Raw genomic sequence first — 23,345 nt, 5'->3', positions numbered from 1 at the left:
CCCCGCTTGCCGAGCATTCCTGAGTAAATTCCCTGCCTTGCGCGTCTTTTTGACATGCCTATACTCGACTCAAATAACCCTATGAGTAGCAGGGAGGCACGGATGAACGTTCATCTTCACAACGCGGATGTCGTGATGATCATTGCGCTGGCGCTGCTATGTTCGCTGTTGCTTGCATTGCGCTTTCGGCCGGCGACATGGAAAGGCATCGTCGTGGAAGCGCTGGCGGCGAATGCCGCTGCCATCGCCGCGGTCGTCGCGTACGAAATGTTGCTGGCCTGACGCGGGCGGATGCCGCAGCGCCATGACGGGCGCCGCGGCGCTCAGCCCGGACGATTACCGGTAGTAATAGCCGCCGTGATGGTAGTAACCACCGCCGCCGCCGTAGTAGCCGGGTGCCGGTGCGACGATGCAGCCGCCGAGTGCCGTTGCGAGTAGCGTGCCTGCGATCAGGCTCAGGATTAAGCGTTTCATATTTGTTCTCCATCGAGTCAGAGTCATTCGAGCCGAAACCCCGAATGACTCGATTGAACACGACGGCGCCTTGCGCGAGCGTTGCCATTTGTAAGGGAAGATCACGACGGTGTTACATGATCGACGCGCGCCATACACTGCGCCCGGCGCGCGCTCACGACGAATTCACATCAGAGGAAAACACCGCCTATACTGGTTTGAACGTGTCGGTCCGGCGCGTGCCTTGCTGGCGGCGCATAGGCGGCGCAAGGTGAAGCTGCCGGATAACGTGCATACGAATGCGCGCACCGCGCCGGCGCCTTTGGCGACGTGAAAAATGCGCAAGTAGTCAATTAGGCACTCAACGAAAAGCGACACATTTAACAGGCGTGTAATGCGCGACGCCTTTTTGGATCGGCGGCTGTGGGGAAGCCGAAGTGCTGCACGAAACCGTGCGGACATTCGCTCCCATACCCGACAGATGAACCAGAGATGAACCCGGCCGGCCGCCACGCGGCGGTCGTCGCGTCGACACTGGGCGCGTGTGTGTGGTCACCGCTCAGTGCGTACCCGGATGTGTTGTTTGCAACGATTCCTCTCCGCCCGCTGTTCCCCGACACGGGCGTTTTCGGAGGCGTTACGAGGCAGCGCTCATTTGCTTGAGCGGACTGCGCGTCACGCCTCTTTTCTTTTCGAGCAAACGATTGCGCACGACCGCACCGCGCGAAAGCGCGCTCAGACGGCAGCGGACCCGTGCTGCACGGCGACGTCATGCGCCTCGGTGTGGACGTAGTCGATCGCCTCGAGCGCGGCGCTGATGGGCGGCACAGACTGGCCGTCGCCGATGGAAATGGAGCGGAACGGCGATTCGATGCCGAAATGCGACGGCGGCGTCGCCACGAAGATCATCACAGTGCGCTTCTGCAGCGCGTGCGCGAGATGGACGAAGCCCGTGTCGGTGCCGACCACGAGCGAGCACGCGTCGATCATCTGCGCGATCTCCGTCACGCTCAGTTTCGGCAGGACGGTCGCGCCCGGCAGTTGCGACGCGATCTGCTCCGCTTCGAGCCGCTCGCCTTCCGAGCCCCACGGCAGCACCAGTTGAAAACCGCGCTGCGCCAGCTCCAGGCCGATCGCCACCCAATGGCTCACCGGCCATTTCTTGTCGTCTTTCGAGGTGGCGTGAAAGAACGCCGCGACCGGGGCGCCGTTCGACTCGAACGGAAGCGTGGCCGGCTCCGGCAGCCGCAGATTGAAGACAGCCGGGCCTTCTATTTCATAGCCCAGCGCCTCGCCCGCGCTGATGCGCATGCCATGCCACGCATTGCATTTCGGACGCGGGCCGAATCGCCCGGTATATGCGAACGCGGCGCCCTGCTCGCCCAGATCCGGGGCCTGGTAGCCGATGCGCCGCGACGAGCGCGCCAGAAACGCAATGATCGCGCTCTTGTACACGCCTTGAATGTCGATGATGAAATCGTAGCGATAGGCGCGCAATTCGGCGATGGACGCCCAGATCGATTTGAAATCGGCCCAGCGGCGCGCTTTCTTGAAGCGGCGCAACGGCGCGCACAGCACGCGGTCCACGTTCTCGCTCCAGTGCACCACTTCGGCGAATGCTTCGTCGGCGGCCCAGTCCACCTGAACGCCAGGAAAGGCGCGTTTGATATCGGCGACCACCGGCAGGGCCTGCACGATATCGCCGAGCGAAGTGACCTTGACGATAAGGACGCGCTTCATTGAGGACCTGTCAGTTGTTCGAACATCACAGCATTTTAGCCGACGAATGGAATAATCATTGCCAAACGAGGCAGCGCGTCTATGGGTCATTCACACGACGGGTGACGTCCAGCCCCTTTCACGCAGCCCTTTTACACCATTTCAAAGTACTTTCACACCGGTTTATGGGCCGGTGCGCCTTATACTGCTCCCTTTTGCGCCAGCCTTCGCTCATGTCCCGGCCCATCCCGCTCCGATCTTCCGCCATCGTTCGACGCGCGAGACGACTCTGGCGCCAATACGGCATCTTCTGGCTCGGCGCGATTGCGGTTGGGCTCGTCGCGGTGCTGTACGCGAGACTCATCGATTGGGGCTACAACGAGTTCCGCTCCGTGCAGCAACAGCATGTGTGGGCGCCCTTGATCATCACGCCCGCGATCGCGGCGCTTGCGGTCTGGCTCACGCGTAAATTCTTCCGCGGCGCCGAAGGCAGCGGCATTCCGCAGGTCATCGCCACCCTTCACTCGAGACCCAGCGAATACGGCGCGCGGCTGCTGTCTTTTCGAATTCTGTTCGGCAAAATCGTTGTGTCGTTTCTGGCGATTCTCGGCGGCCTCACGATCGGCCGCGAAGGGCCGACCGTGCAGGTCGGCGCCGCGCTGATGTTCAATCTGCGCCGGCTCTATCCACGCTCGAACGCGCTGATCGAACGGCAACTGGTGCTGGCCGGCGCGGCGGCGGGTCTGTCCGCGGCGTTCAATACCCCGCTCGCCGGCATCGTCTTCGCGATCGAGGAATTGACGCGCAGCTTCGAGGCGCGCGCGAGCGGCGTGCTGATCACCGCGATCATCATCGCGGGCGTGATCGCGCTCGGCGTGAATGGCAACTACACCTATTTCGGCACCATTCAGATCGGCGCGCACTTTCCTAATGTGCTGGCGCTCGCGGTGCTGCTCACGGCGATCGTCACCGGCCTTGCGGGCGGTTTGTTCGGCTGGCTGCTGCTGAATACCGCGCGCTGGATTCCGGCGCCGCTGCGTCAGTTGCATAGCGAGCGGCCGGTCGCGTTCGCCGCGCTGTGCGGTCTGGTGATCGCGGTGGTCGGCCTGATTTCGGGCGGCACAACTTTCGGCAGCGGCTACGCGGAAGCGCGCGGCTTGCTCGACGGGCACGAGCAGTTGTCCGTGTTCTATCCGTTCATGAAACTGATCTCGATGGTCGGCTCGTATCTGCCGGGCATTCCGGGCGGCATCTTCGCGCCGTCGCTGTCGATCGGCGCGGGTTTCGGCAATCTGCTGCACAGAGTATTCGGCTCGATGGATCTGCCGATGCTGATCGCGCTCGGCATGGTCGGCTATCTGGCCGCTGTCACGCAATCGCCGATCACCTCGTTCGTGATCGTGATGGAGATGATCAACGGCCACGCATTGGTGATCTCGCTGATGGCCACTGCGTTGATTTCAAGCCGCGTGTCGCGCCTGTTCGCGCCGCCGCTGTATGAGTCGCTGGCGGCGCGCTATATGGCACCGTTGCCGCAACCCGCGCCCGCGCCGACACCGGAAGTGCCGGAAGTCGACGCGCCGGATCCGGCCGCTGTGCAAGTTGACAGCGAGCCGCCCACCGCAGATGCCGGTGGTGGCGCTCCGCAAGTCGACGCGCCCGCTCCGGTTGTAGAGAACGCCGGCAGCGAGCCGCCTGCTGAATACGCCGGTGGCAACGCTCCGCAAGTCAACTCGCCCGGCCCGGCTGCCGCTGCGCGAGTCGATGGCGAGCCGCCCGCCGAAGACGCCGACGGCGGCACACCGCGTCAGTAGACGACGATGGCCGGCGCGCGCAGATACACCGGCCGCGCCGGCACGACGACACAGCCGGCCAGCATGACCGCCAGCACGGCGATCAGAAGCAGATTCCTTTTCATCACAACGTTTCCTGAAGCGCGCGCAGGCGAGCGCCACGCCGAGTGGGTGCGCGGCGCCTGCGTTTGTCTGTGCTTATCGAAATGGAAGGAGCGGCACGCGCGGTATTCACCACGCGGTGCCGCGTACGGTCTGAGCCCGTGGCGTTACGCCCAGTGACCCTGAACCCAGTGATAGTTCGGACCGTGCGCGACCCAGTGGCCCGGCACCCAGTGATAGCCGACACGTTCGGCCTGCCAGTGACCGCCGACCCACACATAGCGGCCGTGATCCCAGCGCCAATGACCGTGATCCCACACGTAGCCGACGCGCGGCGCGGGCACGGCTTCATAGCGCACCGGCGGCGGCGCGGACGGCGCGATCACGACGACTTCCGCGGCCGAAGCCGATGCCACAGCGGCTGCGCCAGCAGCGATCAATACAGTGTTGGCAAGCAGCAAACGAAAGGTCTTGTTCATGTTTTCCCTCTGTAGGTGAACACCGAAGGCGGCGTTACCCGTTTAATGCGCGAGGGAACGAAGCGGCTGACTGCGGGCGTGTAACGCCGCACGCTGAAGTGCAACGGATTATTTCGACGCACGGCCGACGCGCGAGAAAGCCCATGCACGCGCGCACGAACACCAAGGAAATGGGAACAACGAAGAGGTACAACAGAGCGGCGCGCACTCGCGCCACACTGCATCACGTCATCTCGACGCAACGCAGCGAAGCGCGCAGCACGTCATCAGAAACCGGCCGCGAGAGGAAACAGACCCTAAGCGATCAGGCCTGCGGTATTTCGATCTTGACCTCGAGCACTTCGAGATCGTCCTGACGTTCGAGACTCACGCGAATATCGTCATTGGAAATCTTCACGTACTTCGAGATCACGGCCACCAGTTCGCGTTGCAACGCAGGCAGGTAATCGGCAGGCGCATGGCCGCCGGCGCGCTCATGCGCGATGATCAACTGCAGGCGTTCCTTCGCTACCGACGCGGACTTCTTCTTCTCGCCCAGCAAAAACGAAAGAATCGACATTACGTGCGCTCCCCTTACTTGGTGCCGAAGAGGCGCTGCAGCAGCCCGGGCTTCTGGTAGTCGGTAAAGCGAAGCGACTTCTGCTCGCCGAGGAAACGCGACACGACGTCCTTATAGGCTTCGGCCACATCGGTGCCGTCCAGATGCACCGCCGGCAAGCCCTGGTTCGATGCGTGCAGCACCGCTTCCGATTCCGGAATCACGCCGATCAGATCGATGCGCAGGATTTCCTGAATGTCGGTGAGCGACAGCATTTCGCCTTCGCTGACGCGCTTGGGGTTGTAGCGGGTGATCAGCAGGTGTTCCTTGATGGGCTCCTTGCTTTCGATCGCGCGCTTGGTCTTCGACGACAGAATGCCGAGGATGCGGTCCGAGTCACGCACCGACGAGACTTCCGGATTCGTCACGATCAGCGCTTCGTCGGCGAAATGCATGGCGAGCAGCGCGCCCGATTCGATACCGGCCGGCGAATCGCAGACGATGAATTCGAAGTCCATCGCGATCAGATCGTTGATGACCTTCTCGACGCCTTCCATGGTCAGCGCGTCTTTGTCACGCGTCTGCGAGGCCGGCAGGATGAACAGGTTCTCGCACTTCTTGTCCTTGATGAGCGCCTGGTTCAGATTGGCTTCGCCCTGGATCACATTGATCAGGTCATACACCACGCGGCGTTCACAACCCATGATGAGGTCGAGGTTACGCAGGCCGACGTCGAAGTCGATCACGGCGGTTTTGCTGCCACGCAGAGCGAGGGCCGATGCAAAACTCGCGCTCGTGGTCGTCTTGCCCACGCCACCCTTGCCCGAAGTCACCACAATGATTTTTGCCATTACCCTTACCTTGTGTTCGTCAAATTCGTCAATTATGTGCGGCCATATTTGCCATGAAACGCAGCGCGCCTCAGATCGATCGAGGCAGCGCGCTTCACCTCGCTTACGTGAGCCGCAGCGGTTCGATCATCAACTTTTCTTCTTCGAGCCAGATCTGCACCGGCTTGCCGAGGACATCCGCCGGCAAAGGGTTCTCAGTCGTTCGATAGATGCCTGCGATCGAGATGAGTTCCGGCTCGAGACACGTGCAGAAAATGCGCGCGTCGTGATTGCCCTGCACGCCGGCCAATGCCCGGCCGCGCAGCGGCGCGTAAATATGGATGTTGCCTTCCGCGATCACTTCCGCGCCGTAGCTCACGAGGCCGAGCACGACCAGGTCGCCCTTGGCGTAAATGCGCTGGCCGGAGCGTAGCGGCTTGTCGACCACCATGGTTTGCGACGACGTGGCGAGACGCACCGGCTCTGCGGCGGGAGCCGGCTCGACCGCGGCGGCCGTGGCCGGCGTCCCGCTTTCCGGCGTGGCTGCGGCTGCTTCGAACAGATCGGCAGGCGGCGTGGCCGTCGCAGCGGTGACGGCCGGCGCCGCAGCAGCGGCGCTGTCTTCGTCAGCGGATTTAGCGGCGGCGCCGCGGCGGTCGCGGGCTTCGAGCAACGGCAACTGCGACTCCGCCGCCCAGGCCTGCTGCGCGTTGGCGACCACGCCGACCGGGCGCATGCGCACGCTGTCGAGCAGTTGCGCGATGTCGGCGAGCGGCACGCGTTCGTTCTCGGCAAGACGGCGCACGTCGATCGCGACGACGTCATTAGCGAAAAATTCGGGGGTCGCCTCGAAGCGCCGGGTCAGTTCGGCACGCATGGCGTCGAGGTCGGTTGTCTTGACCACGAACAGGAGCGTGTCGACAGAGCCGCTGCGAAGTTCGAAAAAGGGCGATTTCTTGGGCGACATAGCATTCGGCAAAAAATTTTGCGTATTTTACAGGCGTCGACGCGCGCGGCCAGCTTTTTTGCCGGGAGAGTGGGCCGCCGCGATTACGACGCGGCCCTGCACAGGCAACGCGACGGCCTCGCAGTGGCCATTCAGGCCGCGCGTCGCGCCGATGACCCGGCGACAGACGCTGAAGAGACGCGGAAGGGAATCGAGCGGCAGACTGTTGCGCCGCTCGCGAGATCACTGCTGAAACACCTGGGACGTGGTCGGCACGTGGCGCACCAGCAGGCTTTCGGCCTGATCCGGCGCACGCATGACGCGGCGGTGCTCGCCGGTCGGACCGAAGCCGAGCGCCTCGTAAAAGCGCATGGCATTGCGGTTGGCGTCGGCGACCCACGCGTAGATTTCCGTGGCGCCTTCATTTGAGAGCCACGCGGCGGCCGAATCGACCAGCAGTTCGCCACCCCGCAGATGACGCACGGCCGGCGCCACCCACAGTTCGCAGACGAATGCGCGGCGCGCCGCGGTGTCGCCGAAGTGCGCTTCGATCAGTCCCGCTGGATGGCCCTCGGTGTAGAGGATGAAGGTGGTGATGGTGAAGGAAACCGCATGATCCGCGGCGGTGGCGTCGAAACTGGCGGCGTCGGCCGACAACGCGTCCTCGAGCGTGGCGCCGAAGGCATACGGTGCCTCCCGCAGCGACGCAGTACGAAGTTCGCGGAAAACGGCGCCCTGATCAGCGGCGATACGGCGAACGGTCAATGACGGACTCATGCAGACGAAAACCCCTTGAAACCCTAAGGCGTAGCTTTAACCGAACCGGCGCGAGAGTCAAATCATTCTTTACCGGAATGTGGCACGCACCGCAGGAATCTCCTTAGGAAGCTACATATGGAGCGTATCCAGACTCAGCAGCATGTCGCGCGCCCGCCTCCGGCACATGAGGCCGGACGCAGTACGCGCCGCCCATGGTCATGGCGCTTCGTAGCTACCGGTGCCATCCGGCCACGGTGTCAGCAGTTCGTAGCCGTCGTCGGTCACGGCGATCATGTGTTCCCATTGCGCCGACAACGAACGGTCCTTGGTGACCACGGTCCAGCCGTCGCGTTGCACCGCGGTGCCGGCGCGGCCAGCGTTGATCATCGGCTCGATCGTGAAGACCATGCCCGGCTTCAGACGCACGCCCTGCCCCGGCTGGCCGTAGTGCAGCACTTGCGGGTCTTCGTGGTAGACCTTGCCGATGCCGTGCCCGCAATAGTCGCGCACGATCGAGAAGCCGTCGCGCTGCGCGACCTTCTGAATCGCATGGCCCACGTCGCCCAGCGTGGCGCCCGGCTTCACTTCGCGGATGCCGGCGAGCATCGCTTCATAGGTCGTGTCGATCAACTGGCGCGCCACGGTGCTCGGCTGGCCGACGCAATACATGCGGCTCGTGTCGCCGAAATAGCCGTCCTTGATGATCGCGACGTCGATATTGATGATGTCGCCGTCCTTCAGGATCTCGCCGCGACTCGGGATGCCGTGGCACACCACCGAGTTGACCGAGGTGCAGACCGTCTTCGGAAAACCCAGATAGCCGACATTTGCCGGAATCGACTTTTGCGTATTGACAATGTAGTCGTTGCACAGTGCGTCCAACTCGTCGGTGGAGACACCGGCCTTGACGTGCTCGCCGATCATCGCCAGCACATCGGCCGCGAGGCGGCCGGAAATGCGCAGCTTGGCGATGTCGTCGGGAGTCTTGTAGGTAATGGCCATGAATTCGGTCGATATGGGTCGAATGGGAGGTCGATGTTCAATCGATCGGCCAATTGTACAGAGGATCGCAACGAAGGCTCCGCGAGCCGCGCGAAACCTGCGGTGTGGGAGATTTCGTCGGCACGTTGGGCATCGCGCCGCAACCACCCGTCACCGGCCACGCTCAGTGCATTTCATGCTGCAAACGCACACAAAATCTTTTGTGAGGTTTGCATCTGGCAGCGTTTTCGCTCCGTAGAGACGGTTGAGGACTCGCTTCTTCTCCCTTCATCATTCAGTTCTTCTCAGAAGAGCGGGGGCCTCTTTGCGTCCGCGTTTTTTGCGTCTTTGCAGCGCGTGAGCGGTGGTTGTCCGCGCGTATGCGCCGCGAGTCCGCGGCATCGGCAGCGAACCATTTGAGGAGCATCGCCATGTCGGAGTCCAGCAATAAATCAGCATCCCTTATCGATGCATTCGATCGACGCGCCGAGCGCCGCCTGCAACGCAGACAGTTCTTTCGCAACGCCGGCGGGCTGAGTCTGGGACTCGTCGGCGGCACGCTGATCAGCGCGTGCGGCGGCGGTTCGGGCTCGATCGTGTCGGCCCAGAGCGCGCCGACCGACGCGGAAATCCTGAACTTCGCGCTGAATCTGGAGTACCTCGAATCGCAGTTCTATACGTACGCGACGACAGGTGCCGGGCTCGCCGCCAGCATGACCGCTGGCGTCGGCACGATGGGCGCGGTAATTCCGGGGCAGCAAGTGCCCTTCCAGGACCCGGTGGTGAAGGCCTACGCCAACGAGATCGCCAACGACGAGCGCGAGCACGTGACCTTCCTGCGCAGCGCGCTGGGTTCGGCCGCGGTTGCCATGCCCGCGATCGATATCGGCGGCACCGATCCGAACGGCGCGTTCTCGAATGCGGCGCGCGCGGCCGGTCTTGTGCCTGCCGGCACTCCGTTCAACCCGTATGCGAACGACAACAACTTTCTGCTCGGCGCGTACATCTTCGAGGACGTCGGCGTGACCGCTTATAAGGGCGCCTCGCCGCTCATCACCAACAAGACTTTCCTCGAAGCAGCGGCCGGCATTCTCGCGGCCGAGGCATATCACGCCGGACTCGTGCGCACCGTGTTGTACTCGAAAGGCGTCGACATGACGAGTCTCGTCACCGCAGCCAACGCGATTTCGACCGCGCGCAACAGCCTCGATCACAACGGCCACGACGACCAGGGCATCACCGGTGCAACGGCCGGCACGTCGAACATCGTGCCGCTGGACAACAATGGGCTCGCGTTCAGCCGCAACTACAGCAACGTCCTCAACATCGTCTATCTGACGAGTTCGGCGGCGACCAAAGGCGGCTTCTTCCCGAACGGTGTGAACGGCTCGCTCAACATGAGCGCCTGAAACACGTGACTTGCCGTGCCGGTTGCTCCGGCAACGGGTCGCCGCGATGACGATCGCGCTCACCCGTTGGCCGGCCTGCATGGGCATGGCCTGAAACGCTGGACGACGCACAGGAGCAGTCATGAACGAAGCGATGAGCCAGGGCGCCGTGCCGCAGACCCTCACCGAACAGGCCTGTTTCGACATCCGCGAAACGCTGGCGGGAAGGCGGCGCGGCGTGCGCGCGATGCTGCCGTTCGTGGGACCGGCGGTGGTGGCGTCGATCGCGTACATGGACCCGGGCAACTTCGCCACCAACATTCAGGCGGGCGCGGGTTACGGTTATACGCTGCTGTGGGTGGTCGCCGTGGCGAACGTCGTCGCGATGCTGTTCCAGTCGCTGTCGGCCAAGCTCGGTCTCGTGACCGGGCGCAATCTTGCCGAGTTATGCCGCGCCGCACTCCCCCGCCGCTATGTGTTCGCGATGTGGGGCATCAGCGAAATCGCGGCCATGGCGACCGATCTGGCCGAATTCGTCGGCGGCGCGATCGGCGTGTCGTTGCTCACGCATCTTCCCATGATGCCGAGCATGCTGATCACCGCGGCCGTCACGTACGGCTTGCTGCAATTCGACAAGCGCGGCTTCCGGCCGCTCGAACTGGCGATCGCGGCGCTGATCGGCGTGATCGGACTGTCGTATCTCGCCGAGTTGCTGATCGCGCCCGTGCATTGGCCTTCCGTGGTGGCGCACACGTTCACGCCGCGCATGCCCGATAGCACTGCGCTGACGATATCCGTCGGCATCATCGGCGCCACCGTCATGCCGCATGTGCTGTTCCTGCATTCGGGGCTCACGCAGAATCGCGTGAAGCCGCGCAACGACGGCGAGCGTGCCAAACTCTTGCGATTCTCCAATATCGAGGTGGTGGTCGCGCTCGGCGTGGCCGGGCTCATCAACATGGCGATGGTGATCATGGCGTCGAGCGCGTTTCATGCCGGGCACTCGGAAATCGCCAGCATCGAGACCGCGTGGCGCACGCTCACGCCGCTCCTCGGCAGCGCCGCGGCGGGGCTCTTTCTGGCCGCGCTGATCGCGTCCGGCGTGTCGAGTTCGGTGGTCGGCACGATGGCCGGGCAAATGATCATGCAGGGCTTCATCGGCATTCATATTCCTGTGTGGGCGCGGCGTCTGATTACGACGGTGCCGGCCTTCGTGGTAGTGGCTTGCGGCGTCGATGCAACTCGCGCGCTAGTACTGAGTCAAGTGGTGCTCAGCATCGCGCTGCCCGTGCCGATGATCGCGCTCGTGTGGTTCACCTCGCGCGGCGATCTGATGGGACGCTACCGGAATCGTCGTGCGACGACCATGGCGGCGATCTTCGGCACGATCATCGTGCTGGCGCTCAATGTCATTCTGTTGTTGCAAGTGGCAGGAATTTCGCCGTGGCCGCCGTTTCATGGCGCGTGAACCAGGCAGGTCATAGCGCGCCCTGCATCCGCTCGGGGAGTTGGCGCGTACATTGTTCGAACGTATCTCTTCGGACTGGCCCGACTCTCATGCCTCGACGCCTGCTTACCTTGACCGCCGCGCTGGCGCTCGCCGCTCTCGGCGGCTGCAGCGCCGCCAGCGCGCTCAACGCCGCCGTATCGAACAGGAACTTCTGCGCTGAGAATGGCCTTGCTTACGGCGACGCGCCGCGCCAGAAACTCGACGTCTACATGCCCGCCACCGACGCGCCGCCAGCCGCTTCTTCCCACGGCCGCCCGGTCGTGGTGTTCTTCTACGGCGGCAGTTGGCAGAACGGCTCGCGCGGCAACTATCTGTTTGTCGGCGCCGCGTTGGCCTCGCGCGGCTTCGTCGCCGTGCTGCCAGACTATCGGACGTGGCCCGACAGCGCCTTCCCCGGCTTCGTCGACGATGCGGCCACGGCCGTGCGCTGGGCACGCGACCACGCAGCCGAGTTTGGCGGCGACCCGTCGCGAATCTTTCTGATGGGACATTCGGCGGGCGCGCATATCGTGATGCTGCTCGCCACCGACGGACGCTATCTCGCCGCACAGCAGATGAGTAAAAGCGACATCAGCGGCGTGATCGGCCTGGCTGGTCCGTATGACTTTTTGCCGTTGCACGACGCGACGCTCGAGGAAATTTTCCCACCGGCGTTGCGCGCCGCGAGTCAGCCGATCAACTTTGTCGTTGGCGACGAGCCGCCGATGTTTCTCGCGGCCGGCCAGCGCGATACGACCGTCGATCCGGGCAACACCGACCGGCTCGCGGCGAAACTGCGTGCATCGGGCGCTAGGGATGTCGAAGTGAAGCACTATCCGCGCGTCGGGCATGCGCTGCTGGTGGGCGCGCTTGCCGGGCCGTTGCGCGGCTTTGCGCCGGTGCTCGACGATATCAGCGTGTTTATCGACAAGCAGGCGAACAATGAAGCACGGCGTGCGCGTGTCGGTGCCGGTGCCGGTGCCGGTGCCGGTGCCGGTAGTGCGCAATCGTTGCCCGCCTCTTCCGACGTGCAAGGCAACGTTTATCAGATGCGCCGGCAACGCGCGAACGCTGCAACCGCGTCGTGTGACGGTCTGGCATCCGACGCCAGTACCGATTGCCAGAAGCAAAGCAATCTCGGCCACAGCGAATAAGCGTCCCCGCTGCTATGCGCCACACAACGTGTGGCGAGCCTACGGCCGATGCTGCCGGCTCGTGACGCGCGCACCCGGTTCCAGCGCTCGATCCGGTGAGCAACCCCAAGCTGGCGCGACACGCCGCGAACTATCGCACCGCCGTCCCGAGCAATTGCTTGCGCAAAGTCGGCGCGCGCGTGGACGGATCGAGCCAGATGCCGAAGAATGCACGCGCGAACGCAGGATCGTCGAACTCACCGGTCATGCACTCGCCGGCATAAAAACGCACGCCCTTGTCCGGCAGATACACCGCGCTTAGCTGATCGCCGGGACCGACATCCACGAAGGCTTGCCTCATGTCCGCGCGCCAGCGTTCCAGCGTGTCGACGGGAATCGGCGCATCCGCCAGGCGCTTGATCTCGCTGATACCGGTATCCACGAGTCGCTCGCGTTTGATGCCGCGCGCGTAGACGATATGCAGTGCGAAGCGTTCGTCGTAATCGACCGGTATGCGTTCGCTCCACATTTGCGCGCGATAGAGCCGAAAGCCGAGCACACTGAAATCGCCTTCGCCGACGAGTTGCGCGGACTGCAAATCGCCGCGCCAATCGGCGCACGCGGCGCTTGCCCACAACACCAGCGCGAGAGCGGCGAACGCGCGCACGTCAGTCCGCCTTCGAGAGCACGAACTGCATCACGTCCGTGCGTCCTTCGTCGAAGCCGGCTTCGCAATACGCCAGATAGAGCCGCCACGTGCGCACGAAAATCTCGTCGAAACCTTGCCGGCGGATCGTGTCGAGTTGCGCTTCGAACGCGCCGCGCCAACGGCGCAACGTCTCCGCGTAATCGCGGCCGAATGCCAGCGACGTGCGCGTCGCGAGCTTGCCGCGCCGCGCGGCTTGCGCGAAACGCTGCGGACTCGGCAACATGCCGCCCGGAAAAATAAACTCGCGGATGAAGTCGCTCGTCGCGCGATACGCGGCAAAGTGCGAGTCGTCGATCGTGATGGTTTGCACCAGCGCGCGAGCGCCCGGCCGCAGACGTTCGCGCAGAATGCGGAAGTAGGTCGGCCAGAATTTTTCGCCGACGGCCTCGAACATTTCGATCGATACGATGCTGTCGTACTGACCGGTCAAGCTGCGGTAGTCGCGCAGTTCGAGTTGCACGCGATCGCTCAGGCCTGCTTCGTTCACGCGCTGCTGAGCGAATTCGAGCTGCGCGGGCGAGATCGTCACGCCATGCACGTGGATGCCCAGACGCGCCGCGTGCATCGCAAAACCGCCCCACCCGCAGCCGATTTCCAGAATGAGCATGCCCTCGCATAGACCGAGCGTATCGATGATCCGTTGATACTTCGCACGCTGCGCGTCTTCGAGTGATTGATGGACATTGCCGTCGAACACCGCGCTCGAATAGGTGAAGGTCGCGTCGAGCCACTGCGCGTAAAACGCGTTGCCGATGTCGTAATGCGCGTGAATGTTGCGCCGGCTGCCCTCGCGCGTGTTGGGTCTCAGTTTATGACGCAGCCCGTACCAGAGTTGCGCGAGCCAGCCGCCGTACACCGTGCGTTGCAGCGCACGCTCATTGCGGATTGCGACGCGCAGCAGCGCGGCCAGGTCGGGCGTATCGACCCAGAACGAGCGCCACGCGTCCGCGAAACCGATATCGCCTTTGCGCAGAATCGCGCCGCACGCGCGCCAGTCACGCAACTCCAGCCGCGCCCCGGGCGCCGCGTGCGGATCGCCGAACACGCGCTGCTGGCCGTCCGGCGTGATCAGTACCAGATGCCCCACCTGGATCCGCTCGAGCAAGGACAGAAACAGACGGCCTGACGCGGGGGCGTTCTGGTGTCCGCTCAGGGTTCTTGAAAGCGCCATGACTGAATCTCCTCAATCGGACGACATGGGGCGCGCGGCGGCGGATGGTTGGCCGGCTGCGGCGTGGTTGGTGGGCGCGTCGTCGGTGCGGGCCGGCGCGGGATGCTTGCCGTGAAACGGCGCTTTCTTGAGAGCAAGGCGCAAGGCCTGCCAGTGAATTCTCGCGACGACGCCGACAGTCAGCAGCGGCTGACGCAGCAGCGCGGCGAGCGCGGTCGCGCGTGTCAGCGGCGTCAGGCAGCCGCCGAGTACGGTGCGGATCAACAGACCGTCGGCGTCGTGATAATCGATCGAGACCGACGCGCTGTTGCACGCTTCCCTGACGCGGAAGGTGTAGCCGCCTTCCACACGGCAAAACGGCGACACGTGCAGGACTTTTCGGCACATGAGCCGCGTGTCCGTGGTGATCGGCGCGTTGCCGTTTGCGCTTAGCAGATAGCTGTGGCGCTCGCCGAATGTATTGCGCACTTCGGCCAGCAGTGCGCGCAACTGGCCGTCGCGGTCGTGGCAGTACCAGAAACTGATCGGATTGAACGCGTAGCCGAACACGCGTGGGAACGCTTGCAGCCAGATGCGGCCGTTGGCTTCCTCGATGCCCGCGGCCGATAGTTGCTCGCGCATCCATGTGGCGAGGTCGCTGCCGTCACGCGGACCGTGATCGCGTCGATACAGACTGAGCGGCCGCCAACGGTCGATGCCAAACCAGGCGCTCTCGAGCGAAGCCAGTCGATCCAGGTCGCATCGCACGTAAAACAACGGATACGTGAAGCGATGATGCTTCGGCCGCAGTCGCTCGTGCATCACCTTGCCGGTCAGAAGCCAGGCTGCCGGAACTGGGGCGGCCGTGTCGCTATCGCTGTCGCTCGGCGGTTTCATAGCCTGGCCCATGCCGGCGATGCGTCGAAATCGGCCGCAACCCGCAGCGCCGATTTCAGACCGTCCTCGTGAAAACCGTAGCCCGTCCACGCGCCCGCGAACCACGTGCGGCGCTTGCCCTGCAGTAAGGGCAGACGGTGCTGCGCGTCGATGGCTGCCAGATCGAATAGAGGATGGTCGTAGACGAAGCGGCGCAGTTCGGTGCCAGGCGTCGGCTGGGTCACCGGGTTCAGCGTGACGACGAGCGGCGTCCTGAACGGCAGTGGCTGCAACTGATTGACCAGATAGCTGACGCACACCGGATGCATGCCGTCGACACTGCGGCTACCCAGATAGTTCCACGCCGACCACACGCGCCGGCGACGCGGCAGCAGCTTTGTATCCGTATGCAGCACCGCGACGTTCGGTTGATAGCGCACCGCCGTGAGCACGCCGCGCTCGTCGTGATCGGCGTCTTCCAGCAGGCGCAGCGTGGTCGGCGCGTGAGTGGCGAGCACCAGCGCGTCGAAGTGCTCGGTGCCGTTGTCGGTGAACACGTCGACGCCGTCGGCGTCGCGCCGCACGCCACGGACTGCCGTGCCGATGCGGACGTCGTCGAGCGTGCTCGCAATGCGCTGTACGTACTCCCGGCCGCCGCCGACCACGGTCTTCCACTGCGGCCGGCGATTCACCTGCAGCAGCGCGTGATTCAGACAGAAGCGCAAGAAGGTGGTGGCCGGGAACGCGAGGATGTCGGCGGTGGCGCTCGACCAGATCGCGGCGGCCATCGGCAGCAGATATTGATGCTGGAACGCGCCGCCGTAGCCGCCTTCGGTCAGCAGTTCGCCCATCGACGCGCGCGTTTGCGTCGCCAGTTCGAGGTTGCGTTGCGCGCTGCCGTTAAAGCGCACGATGTCGCGCAGCATGCCGATGAAGGTCGGCGAAAACAGGTTGCGGCGCTGCGCGAACACGGTGTTCAGACTGGTGCCGGCCCATTCGAGGCGGCCTTCGTCGAGCGAGACCGAGAAGGTCATGTCGCTCGGATGCGACCGCACGCCCAGTTCGGCGAACAGCGCGATCAGGTTCGGATAGGTGCGGTCATTGAACACCAGGAAGCCGGTGTCGATGGGATGCGTGTGGCCGTCGAGCGTGACGTCCACTGTGTTGGTATGGCCGCCCAGGTAGCCGGCCGATTCGAACAGCGTGACCCGGTGGTTGCGCGCCAGCAGATAGGCGCTGGCCAGACCCGAGATGCCGGCGCCGATGACCGCGACCCGCGAGCCGCGCGGTAGTGGCGAGGTCGGTGCGGAGTGGGGCATGGGCGCGTCTCCTGGTAGGGGGGCGCGGTTGGTTAGTGGAGTGTGGCTGTGGCGGGGGTTGCGCGTCCTTGAGGGGATTTACGCAGCGAGGCCGGGAATGGATGCAGGGGCGGTGGATTTTGCGGGCGAGCGAAGCTGGCGGGAATCGACAGGACCAATCGGCTTGATCTTTTCCCCTGCCTGATCGGCCGCAGCCACCGCCACCGCCTGAGCGTGGATCGAACCGCAGCAGTTGCTCGTCGGCACGCGCGATTTGTATCTGAGCGGATGTGACCCGGACGCGAGGCTAAGTGGTGCTATGCCGAAGTCGTAGACGCCTACTTGGAAAGGCGCCGGTAGCGCGACTGCTCGGCTCTCAATACGATCAAAGGGCGCCTTCGAGAGCGCCCTTGTTCATGCCCTTGACGCCGGGCTCGCGGTCCAGAATAAAGTCGTGGATAAGCACGACCAACGCTGGGTCCAGGGTCATCTATTCGCCAATGCCTGGATCACGGCATGATGCTTTTCGTACACGCTTTGCGCGGCACGCAGCACTACCTCGCGGCCCTCAGCGGTCGCCGTCGTAATCGCGACTGTGGACTCCCGCCTCCGGTCTCGGGCTTTTACTTCGATACCGTGGATTGTCCCAGTCTTCCCTTTATGGATTGTCATACGGGTTCTCCGTACGTGGATGCTTGCAACCGTAACTAACGGTTTGACGGAAATTCTACCCGTAAGTTTTGCCTGACCTAATCAGCTTCAAGGCCTTCGTGCCTCACGGTTCCGAGTGGCAAAACATGTTTGATGCTTAGGTCAGATCGGCGAGTACGTCGGCAAGCCCAAACGAAAACAGGCCCCGAAGGGCCTGTTTTCTAAATTGGCGGAAAGGGTGAGATTCGAACTCACGGTACCCCTAAAGGTACACTGGATTTCGAGTCCAGCGCATTCGACCACTCTGCCACCTTTCCGGGTCTTCTTACTCGCAGCAACGAGGTTGCTTAGTTCACTGCTGAGTCAGATCCAAGCGGGTCGTTGCTTGGGAGAAAAAGATTATAAAACAGCTGAATTCGATTTCCAAGCCCCTCGGCAAAAATTTTTCAAAGAGGCTTGGCGAGCAACCGCGCTTCGGTCAGGCAGCCGGCAATTCCAGCCGCTCAATACCGCCAAGGTACGGACGCAACGCGGCCGGCACGGTGACCGAACCATCGGCGTTCTGGAAGTTCTCCAGCACTGCCACCAGCGTGCGGCCCACGGCCAGACCCGAACCGTTCAGCGTGTGCACCAGCTCCGGCTTGCCCTGCGCATTGCGATAACGCGCCTGCATGCGGCGAGCCTGAAACGACTCCGTGTTCGAGCAGCTCGAAATTTCGCGATACGTATTCTGCGCCGGCACCCACACTTCCAGGTCGTACGTCTTGGCCGCCGAGAAGCCCATATCGCCCGTGCACAGCGTGATCACGCGGTACGGCAATTCCAGCTTCTGCAGAATCGTCTCAGCGTGGCCGACCATCTCCTCCAGCGCGTCGTACGATGCTTCGGGCGCGACGATCTGCACCATCTCGACCTTGTCGAATTGATGCTGGCGGATCAGACCGCGCGTGTCGCGGCCGTACGAGCCCGCTTCCGAGCGGAAGCACGGCGAATGCGCGGTCAGCTTGACCGGCAGCGCGTCTGCTTCGAGGATGCTGTCGCGCACCGTGTTCGTCAGCGAAATCTCCGACGTGGAGATCAGATATTGCGTGACCGTGTTCTCGTCGCCGCCCTTCTCGACGCGGAACATATCGTCGGCGAATTTCGGCAGTTGGCCGGTGCCGTACAGAATTTCCGGATTCACGATGTACGGCGTGTAGATCTCCGTATAGCCGTGCTGCTGCGTGTGCGTGTCGATCATGAACTGCGCGAGCGCGCGATGCAGCCGCGCAATCTGGCCGCGCAGCATGGTGAAACGCGCGCCCGAGAGCTTCGCGCCGGTCTCGAAGTCGAGCCCGAGCGGCGTGCCGACATCGACGTGATCCTTCACCTCGAAGTCGAACTGACGCGGCGTGCCCCAGCGGCGCACTTCGACGTTGCCGGTTTCGTCCTCGCCCATCGGCACGCTTTCGTGCGGCAGGTTCGGCACACCGAGCATCAGGTCCGACAGACGCTTCTGGATCTCGTCCAGCCTCGCCGCCGACGCCTTCATCTCGTCGCCGATGCCGCCCACTTCGGCCATCACCACCGAGGTGTCCTCGCCCTTGCCTTTCATCGCGCCGATCTGCTTGGACAGGCTGTTGCGGCGCGCCTGCATCTCTTCGGTACGGGTCTGGGTATCGCGGCGTTCCGCTTCGAGCGCGGCGAAGGCCGCCACGTCGAGGGTATAGCCGCGGTCGGCGAGACGTTTGGCGACGCCGTCGAGGTCTTTGCGCAGCAGCTGAATGTCGAGCATGGGATGGGGCGGGTGTTCGTTGTATGAAGATGGGATTTTAGCGCACCGGCGCGAGCGGCCGGTGCGTTAGATGGTGAAGGCGTGCGGAATGGGCGGCAAGGCGAGAAACGCGACGATATGCGGCGAGGCGCAGGATAAGGCACGGTGCGCGGCGAGCCGCAAAGCGCGGCACCGCAAAACCTCAACCCTTCTTCGACTTATTCTCACTGCGCCATTGCGCGTCGAGCTCCGCCAGCCGCGCCATCTTGTCGCCGATCTTGCCTTCGAGACCGCGCGGCGTCGGCTCGTACCAACGCGGATCGCGCATGTTCTCCGGCAGATACGTCTCGCCGGCCGCGTAGGCATCGGGTTCATCGTGCGCGTAGCGGTACTCGTGACCGTAGCCGAGTTCCTTCATCAGCTTGGTCGGCGCGTTGCGCAAATGCACCGGCACGCCGCGCGACTGGTCCTTGCTCACGAAGCGGCGGGCCTCGTTATACGCGTTGTACCCGGCGTTCGACTTCGGCGCGACCGCCAGATAGATGATCGCCTGCGCCAACGCCAGCTCGCCTTCCGGCGTGCCGAGTCGCTCGTAGGTTTCGGCGGCGTCCAGCGCGATGCGCGCGGCGCGCGGATCGGCGAGGCCGATGTCTTCCCACGCCATACGCACGATGCGGCGCGCCAGATAACGCGGGTCCGCGCCGCCGTCGAGCATGCGGCAGAACCAGTAAAGCGCGCCGTCCGGGCTGCTGCCGCGCACCGATTTATGCAGCGCGCTGATCTGGTCGTAGAATGCGTCGCCGCCTTTGTCGAAGCGGCGCAGATTTTCTGCCAAAGCGCTGCCGAGCAAGGTGCCGTCGATCTCGGTGGTCTTTTGCTGCGAGGCCGCCCGGGCGACGATTTCGAGGTTGTTCAGCAGCTTGCGGCCGTCGCCGTCGGCGGAACCGATCAGCGCGTCGCGGGCTTCGTCCGTGAACGTGAGGCCGCCGAGTTCCTGCTGTGCGCGCTCGAGCAACTCGCGCTGCTCTTCGTCGGTCAGGCTTTTCAGCACGTAGACCGCGGCACGCGAGAGCAAGGCGCTATTCACCTCGAACGACGGATTCTCGGTCGTCGCGCCGACGAACACGAACAGCCCCGACTCGACGTGCGGCAAGAATGCGTCTTGCTGGCTCTTGTTGAAGCGATGCACTTCGTCGACGAACACGAGCGTCTGATGCCCGTTCGCGCGATGAATCTGCGCGGTCTCGACCGCCTCGCGGATATCCTTCACGCCCGAGAGCACCGCGGACAGCGCGATGAATTCGGCATGAAACGCATCGGCCATGAGGCGGGCGAGCGTGGTTTTACCGACGCCGGGCGGGCCCCAGAGGATCATCGAATGGGCTTCGCCGGATTCGAACGCGACCCGCAGCGGCTTGTTCGGGCCGAGCAGGTGCTTCTGGCCGATCACTTCGTCGATATTGCGGGGCCGCAGGCGTTCGGCGAGCGGAACATTGGCACGGGTTTCTTCAAACATGACGTTTTGGGGATAATCTCGGCTTTTCCGGACGCGGTCCGTGTGAAGGCGGCGTACTGCCGGTGAGCCACGCCAGCACGCGAACGTGCGGGCAACGTCCTGCATTATGACAGTGACGGCGCCCGGACGAAGGCGGCGCGGCGCGTGGGGACGACGCGGGCGGCTTAGCCTGGGCGAAAATCCGGCAATGAAGACGCGACTGAGTACGCAAGCCACGACATAGCAGCAAACGCAACCGCCGACGCAACTTCGCAGGTAAATTGCCAAACGAGTTGGCAAGCGACACCAAACAGGGACAAGACCAGATGGCACAAGATCCACTCGCCGGCGACGCCGGTTCCACCTACGCACCGCTCACGCCGGTGCCCGACGCGCGCCGCGCGTTCCGCACCGGCGACGCGTTCGCGCTCTGGTTCTCGCTCGGCATCGGCCTCTTGGTCGCGCAAGCGGGCGCGTTGCTCGTGCCGGGACTGTCGCTGCCGCATGCGTTGCTGGCCATCGTGATCGGCAGCGTGATCGGCGTGGTGCTGCTGGCGCTGGCCGGCGTCATCGGTACGGATACGGGGCTCGCGGCGATGTCGTCCCTGCGGCCGACGCTCGGCGTGCGCGGCGCGTCTGTGCCCGCCGTGCTGAACGCGGTGCAACTGGTCGGCTGGGGCTCGTTCGAAGTGATCGTGATGCGCGATTCCGCCGACGCCCTCGCCAAACAGGCCTTCGGCCTCTCCATGCCGCTCATCTGGACGGTGATCTTCGGCTTGCTCGCGACGCTGCTGGCGATCAGCGGCCCGCTGTCGTTCGTGCGGCGCTTTCTGCGCACGTGGGGTATCTGGCTGCTGCTGGCCGGCGCGGCGTGGCTCACGTGGAATCTGCTCGCCAAGCACGATCTGGCCGCGCTGATGCGCCGCCCCGGCACGGGTGAGATGTCGTTCGGCGGCGCCATTGATCTGGTGGTGGCCATGCCGCTGTCGTGGCTGCCACTGATCGCCGACTACACGCGTTTCGGCCGGCGCCCCGGCGAAACGTTCCGCGGCACGCTGCTCGGTTACGGCATCGCCAACATCTGGTTTTACGCGCTCGGGGCGATCTACGGCCTCGCGGCGGGCGGCGGCGACGCGCTGCTCACGGGCGCGCTGGCGCAAGCCGGCGGCGGCCTCGCGCTGCTGCTGATCCTGATCGACGAAGTCGACAACGCCTTCGCCGATATCCATTCCGCCGCGGTGTCGACCGGCACGGTCTGGGCGCGCGGCAGCGTACCTCTGTTGTCGGCGGCGTTCGGCGCGTTGTGCACGCTGATCGCCGTGGCCGTGCCGATGGCGAAGTATCAGAACTTCCTGCTGCTGATCGGCTCGGTGTTCGCACCGCTGTTCGGTGTAGTGCTGGTGGACCACTTCATCGTGCGCAAGCGCCGTATCGAAGCCGCCGCGCTCGCCGACGTGCGCGGCCGTTACGGCTTCTCGGGCGGCTGGCATCTGAGCGCGTTCCTCGCGTGGGCCATCGGCATCATCGCGTATCAGGCGATCAATCAATGGCTGCCGAATCTCGGCGCGACCTTGCCCGCGCTGGTGATCGGCGCGGTGTGCTATCTGGTGTTCGTGTCGGCGCGCAAGACGGCGTATGCCTGAGGCTTGACTGAGCTGGCGTCAGCGTCACATAAACGCAAAAAGGCCTGCAAATGCAGGCCTTTTCTTATCGCTCAAATCGTTTTAGCGCGTGGACGCCCGATACTCGACGCCCGGCAGCACGCACAGTAATTCGAACGCGAGATTCGCGCCGAGCAGCGCGGTCGTACCGAACGGATCATACGGCGGCGCGACCTCGACCAGATCACAGCCGACGATATTCAGCCCACGCGAGCCGCGAATGATTTCCAACGCCTGCGGCACCGTCAAACCAGCGATTTCCGGCGTGCCCGTACCCGGCGCAAAGGCCGGATCGATCCCGTCGATGTCGAACGTGATGTACACCGGGCCGTCGCCCATGCGCTCGCGGATGCGCGCCATCAGCGGCACGAGCGACTGGTTCCAGCATGCTTCGGCCTGAACCACTTCGAAGCCCTGATCGCGGCACCAGTCGAAGTCTTCCGCTGCGTAGCCCGTGCCGCGCAAACCGATCTGCACGACACGATCGCAGTCGAGCAAGCCCTCTTCCACCGCGCGGCGGAACGGCGTGCCGTGCGCGATCTTCTCGCCCATCATGGTGTCGTTGACGTCGGCGTGCGCGTCGACGTGAATCAGGCCGACCTTGCCGTGTTTGCGATGAATCGCGCGCAGGATCGGCAGCGCAATGGTGTGGTCGCCGCCCAGCGTGATCGGCTTGCAATCGTGCTGGAGAATTTCGTCGTACGCGGTTTCGATGCGCTTGATCGAATCGTGCAGGTTGTACGGATTGATGGCGACGTCGCCGAGATCGGCCACGCGCAGCGAATCGAACGGCGCGGCGCGCGTCGCCATGTTGTACGGGCGCAGCAGCACGGATTCGCTGCGGATCTGGCGTGGCCCGAAGCGCGCGCCGGTACGGTTCGAGGTGCCGAGATCGAACGGCACACCGACGAAGCAGGCGTCGAACCCTTCGGCCGAGCCGACGTTCGGCAGCCGCATCATCGTCGCGATGCCGCCGCAGCGGGGCATGGCGTTGCCGGACAGCGGTTGCGGCCGTTCGCCGGCTTCTGGGGAAATGAAGGAAGAGGTATTCATCGTGTCTCGGCAATGAAAAGGGGGCAGCAAGCAAAATCGTGCAGACCGGCCGGGAGAAGCATCAAAGCCGCACCTTGCCGGGCGAATCT

At 63.9% G+C, this 23,345-nt stretch carries 21 protein-coding genes and 1 tRNA gene; 6 read left to right on the top strand and 16 right to left on the bottom strand.

Annotated elements, in window-relative coordinates:
- Positions 1 to 102 precede the first annotated feature (102 nt).
- Entirely contained in the window at positions 103 to 282 is a 180-nt protein-coding gene (locus tag PQR32_RS31300; RefSeq protein WP_408236274.1) for a hypothetical protein, read from the top strand.
- Between the two features lie 54 nt (positions 283 to 336).
- On the opposite strand, the gene PQR32_RS31295 is transcribed toward PQR32_RS31300, so the two are convergent.
- Together PQR32_RS31295 and waaC are read right to left on the bottom strand one after the other, a co-directional pair.
- Positions 337 to 474, bottom strand: coding sequence for a hypothetical protein (locus tag PQR32_RS31295; protein WP_408236271.1), 138 nt, complete (start codon positions 472 to 474; stop codon positions 337 to 339).
- Positions 475 to 1,188: 714 nt separating this feature from the next.
- Entirely contained in the window at positions 1,189 to 2,193 is a 1,005-nt protein-coding gene (gene waaC, locus PQR32_RS31290; protein ID WP_408236268.1) for a lipopolysaccharide heptosyltransferase I, read from the bottom strand.
- 212 nt (positions 2,194 to 2,405) lie between these two features.
- Here waaC and PQR32_RS31285 point away from each other — a divergent pair, with 212 nt between their 5' ends.
- Positions 2,406 to 3,986, top strand: a complete 1,581-nt coding sequence (locus tag PQR32_RS31285; RefSeq protein ID WP_408236265.1) for a chloride channel protein — start codon at positions 2,406 to 2,408, stop codon at positions 3,984 to 3,986.
- Positions 3,987 to 4,234: 248 nt separating this feature from the next.
- On the opposite strand, the gene PQR32_RS31280 is transcribed toward PQR32_RS31285, so the two are convergent.
- From PQR32_RS31280 to map, 6 genes are all read right to left on the bottom strand, one after another.
- Complete coding sequence (locus tag PQR32_RS31280; RefSeq protein ID WP_408236262.1) at positions 4,235 to 4,546, bottom strand: hypothetical protein; 312 nt, start codon at positions 4,544 to 4,546, stop codon at positions 4,235 to 4,237.
- 304 nt (positions 4,547 to 4,850) lie between these two features.
- A complete protein-coding gene (gene minE / locus PQR32_RS31275) occupies positions 4,851 to 5,105 on the bottom strand; it encodes a cell division topological specificity factor MinE (protein WP_091796304.1) in 255 nt (84 codons plus the stop codon).
- Positions 5,106 to 5,119: 14 nt separating this feature from the next.
- Positions 5,120 to 5,935, bottom strand: a complete 816-nt coding sequence (gene minD / locus PQR32_RS31270) for a septum site-determining protein MinD (RefSeq protein ID WP_063495093.1) — start codon at positions 5,933 to 5,935, stop codon at positions 5,120 to 5,122.
- Between the two features lie 103 nt (positions 5,936 to 6,038).
- Positions 6,039 to 6,881, bottom strand: a complete 843-nt coding sequence (gene minC, locus PQR32_RS31265; protein WP_408236259.1) for a septum site-determining protein MinC — start codon at positions 6,879 to 6,881, stop codon at positions 6,039 to 6,041.
- 222 nt (positions 6,882 to 7,103) lie between these two features.
- Positions 7,104 to 7,637, bottom strand: a complete 534-nt coding sequence (locus PQR32_RS31260; protein WP_408236256.1) for a GNAT family N-acetyltransferase — start codon at positions 7,635 to 7,637, stop codon at positions 7,104 to 7,106.
- A gap of 198 nt (positions 7,638 to 7,835) precedes the next feature.
- Positions 7,836 to 8,621 (bottom strand): type I methionyl aminopeptidase, encoded by a 786-nt coding sequence (gene map / locus PQR32_RS31255; protein ID WP_408236253.1) that lies wholly within the window; start codon positions 8,619 to 8,621, stop codon positions 7,836 to 7,838.
- A 410-nt stretch (positions 8,622 to 9,031) separates the two neighbouring features.
- Here map and PQR32_RS31250 point away from each other — a divergent pair, with 410 nt between their 5' ends.
- The 3 genes from PQR32_RS31250 (at position 9,032) to PQR32_RS31240 (ending at position 12,631) form a co-directional block, all read left to right on the top strand.
- Positions 9,032 to 10,009, top strand: a complete 978-nt coding sequence (locus tag PQR32_RS31250) for a ferritin-like domain-containing protein (protein ID WP_408236250.1) — start codon at positions 9,032 to 9,034, stop codon at positions 10,007 to 10,009.
- A 121-nt stretch (positions 10,010 to 10,130) separates the two neighbouring features.
- A complete protein-coding gene (locus PQR32_RS31245) occupies positions 10,131 to 11,456 on the top strand; it encodes an Nramp family divalent metal transporter (RefSeq protein WP_408236247.1) in 1,326 nt (441 codons plus the stop codon).
- Between the two features lie 89 nt (positions 11,457 to 11,545).
- Entirely contained in the window at positions 11,546 to 12,631 is a 1,086-nt protein-coding gene (locus tag PQR32_RS31240; protein ID WP_408236244.1) for an alpha/beta hydrolase, read from the top strand.
- A 130-nt stretch (positions 12,632 to 12,761) separates the two neighbouring features.
- On the opposite strand, the gene PQR32_RS31235 is transcribed toward PQR32_RS31240, so the two are convergent.
- The 7 genes from PQR32_RS31235 to PQR32_RS31205 all read right to left on the bottom strand — a co-directional run bounded on the left by PQR32_RS31235 (position 12,762) and on the right by PQR32_RS31205 (position 20,563).
- The gene (locus PQR32_RS31235) at positions 12,762 to 13,277 is read right to left on the bottom strand and encodes a chalcone isomerase family protein (RefSeq protein ID WP_408236241.1); all 516 of its coding nucleotides are present in this window, start codon (positions 13,275 to 13,277) and stop codon (positions 12,762 to 12,764) included.
- A gap of 1 nt (position 13,278) precedes the next feature.
- Positions 13,279 to 14,490, bottom strand: coding sequence for a class I SAM-dependent methyltransferase (locus tag PQR32_RS31230; RefSeq protein ID WP_408236238.1), 1,212 nt, complete (start codon positions 14,488 to 14,490; stop codon positions 13,279 to 13,281).
- A gap of 12 nt (positions 14,491 to 14,502) precedes the next feature.
- Entirely contained in the window at positions 14,503 to 15,366 is an 864-nt protein-coding gene (locus PQR32_RS31225) for a DUF1365 domain-containing protein (protein WP_408236236.1), read from the bottom strand.
- Entirely contained in the window at positions 15,363 to 16,664 is a 1,302-nt protein-coding gene (locus tag PQR32_RS31220; RefSeq protein WP_408236233.1) for an NAD(P)/FAD-dependent oxidoreductase, read from the bottom strand. The genes PQR32_RS31225 and PQR32_RS31220 overlap by 4 nt, the downstream gene beginning before the upstream one ends.
- 857 nt (positions 16,665 to 17,521) lie before the next feature.
- A tRNA-Ser gene (locus PQR32_RS31215) sits at positions 17,522 to 17,611 on the bottom strand.
- Positions 17,612 to 17,772: 161 nt separating this feature from the next.
- Positions 17,773 to 19,068, bottom strand: a complete 1,296-nt coding sequence (serS, locus tag PQR32_RS31210) for a serine--tRNA ligase (RefSeq protein ID WP_408236231.1) — start codon at positions 19,066 to 19,068, stop codon at positions 17,773 to 17,775.
- Between the two features lie 181 nt (positions 19,069 to 19,249).
- A complete protein-coding gene (locus tag PQR32_RS31205) occupies positions 19,250 to 20,563 on the bottom strand; it encodes a replication-associated recombination protein A (protein WP_408236228.1) in 1,314 nt (437 codons plus the stop codon).
- A gap of 305 nt (positions 20,564 to 20,868) precedes the next feature.
- On the opposite strand from PQR32_RS31205, the gene cytX reads away from it, so the two are divergent.
- Positions 20,869 to 22,185 (top strand): putative hydroxymethylpyrimidine transporter CytX, encoded by a 1,317-nt coding sequence (gene cytX, locus PQR32_RS31200; protein ID WP_408236225.1) that lies wholly within the window; start codon positions 20,869 to 20,871, stop codon positions 22,183 to 22,185.
- A gap of 81 nt (positions 22,186 to 22,266) precedes the next feature.
- On the opposite strand, the gene speB is transcribed toward cytX, so the two are convergent.
- Positions 22,267 to 23,256, bottom strand: coding sequence for an agmatinase (gene speB / locus PQR32_RS31195; RefSeq protein ID WP_012432090.1), 990 nt, complete (start codon positions 23,254 to 23,256; stop codon positions 22,267 to 22,269).
- Positions 23,257 to 23,345: the final 89 nt, after the last annotated feature.

Source organism: Paraburkholderia dipogonis, from assembly GCF_046027395.1.
GTDB lineage: Bacteria > Pseudomonadota > Gammaproteobacteria > Burkholderiales > Burkholderiaceae > Paraburkholderia > Paraburkholderia dipogonis_A.
Note: the sequence above shows the minus strand (reverse complement) of the source record. Positions and strands in the feature narration are given on the sequence as shown.

Coding starts and splice junctions, on each gene's coding strand:
- PQR32_RS31300 (WP_408236274.1), top strand. CDS start 103: ATGAACGTTCATCTTCACAACGCGGATGTCGTGATGATCATTGCGCTG.
- PQR32_RS31295 (WP_408236271.1), bottom strand. CDS start 474: ATGAAACGCTTAATCCTGAGCCTGATCGCAGGCACGCTACTCGCAACG.
- waaC (WP_408236268.1), bottom strand. CDS start 2,193: ATGAAGCGCGTCCTTATCGTCAAGGTCACTTCGCTCGGCGATATCGTG.
- PQR32_RS31285 (WP_408236265.1), top strand. CDS start 2,406: ATGTCCCGGCCCATCCCGCTCCGATCTTCCGCCATCGTTCGACGCGCG.
- PQR32_RS31280 (WP_408236262.1), bottom strand. CDS start 4,546: ATGAACAAGACCTTTCGTTTGCTGCTTGCCAACACTGTATTGATCGCT.
- minE (WP_091796304.1), bottom strand. CDS start 5,105: ATGTCGATTCTTTCGTTTTTGCTGGGCGAGAAGAAGAAGTCCGCGTCG.
- minD (WP_063495093.1), bottom strand. CDS start 5,935: ATGGCAAAAATCATTGTGGTGACTTCGGGCAAGGGTGGCGTGGGCAAG.
- minC (WP_408236259.1), bottom strand. CDS start 6,881: ATGTCGCCCAAGAAATCGCCCTTTTTCGAACTTCGCAGCGGCTCTGTC.
- PQR32_RS31260 (WP_408236256.1), bottom strand. CDS start 7,637: ATGAGTCCGTCATTGACCGTTCGCCGTATCGCCGCTGATCAGGGCGCC.
- map (WP_408236253.1), bottom strand. CDS start 8,621: ATGGCCATTACCTACAAGACTCCCGACGACATCGCCAAGCTGCGCATT.
- PQR32_RS31250 (WP_408236250.1), top strand. CDS start 9,032: ATGTCGGAGTCCAGCAATAAATCAGCATCCCTTATCGATGCATTCGAT.
- PQR32_RS31245 (WP_408236247.1), top strand. CDS start 10,131: ATGAACGAAGCGATGAGCCAGGGCGCCGTGCCGCAGACCCTCACCGAA.
- PQR32_RS31240 (WP_408236244.1), top strand. CDS start 11,546: ATGCCTCGACGCCTGCTTACCTTGACCGCCGCGCTGGCGCTCGCCGCT.
- PQR32_RS31230 (WP_408236238.1), bottom strand. CDS start 14,490: ATGGCGCTTTCAAGAACCCTGAGCGGACACCAGAACGCCCCCGCGTCA.
- PQR32_RS31225 (WP_408236236.1), bottom strand. CDS start 15,366: ATGAAACCGCCGAGCGACAGCGATAGCGACACGGCCGCCCCAGTTCCG.
- PQR32_RS31220 (WP_408236233.1), bottom strand. CDS start 16,664: ATGCCCCACTCCGCACCGACCTCGCCACTACCGCGCGGCTCGCGGGTC.
- serS (WP_408236231.1), bottom strand. CDS start 19,068: ATGCTCGACATTCAGCTGCTGCGCAAAGACCTCGACGGCGTCGCCAAA.
- PQR32_RS31205 (WP_408236228.1), bottom strand. CDS start 20,563: ATGTTTGAAGAAACCCGTGCCAATGTTCCGCTCGCCGAACGCCTGCGG.
- cytX (WP_408236225.1), top strand. CDS start 20,869: ATGGCACAAGATCCACTCGCCGGCGACGCCGGTTCCACCTACGCACCG.
- speB (WP_012432090.1), bottom strand. CDS start 23,256: ATGAATACCTCTTCCTTCATTTCCCCAGAAGCCGGCGAACGGCCGCAA.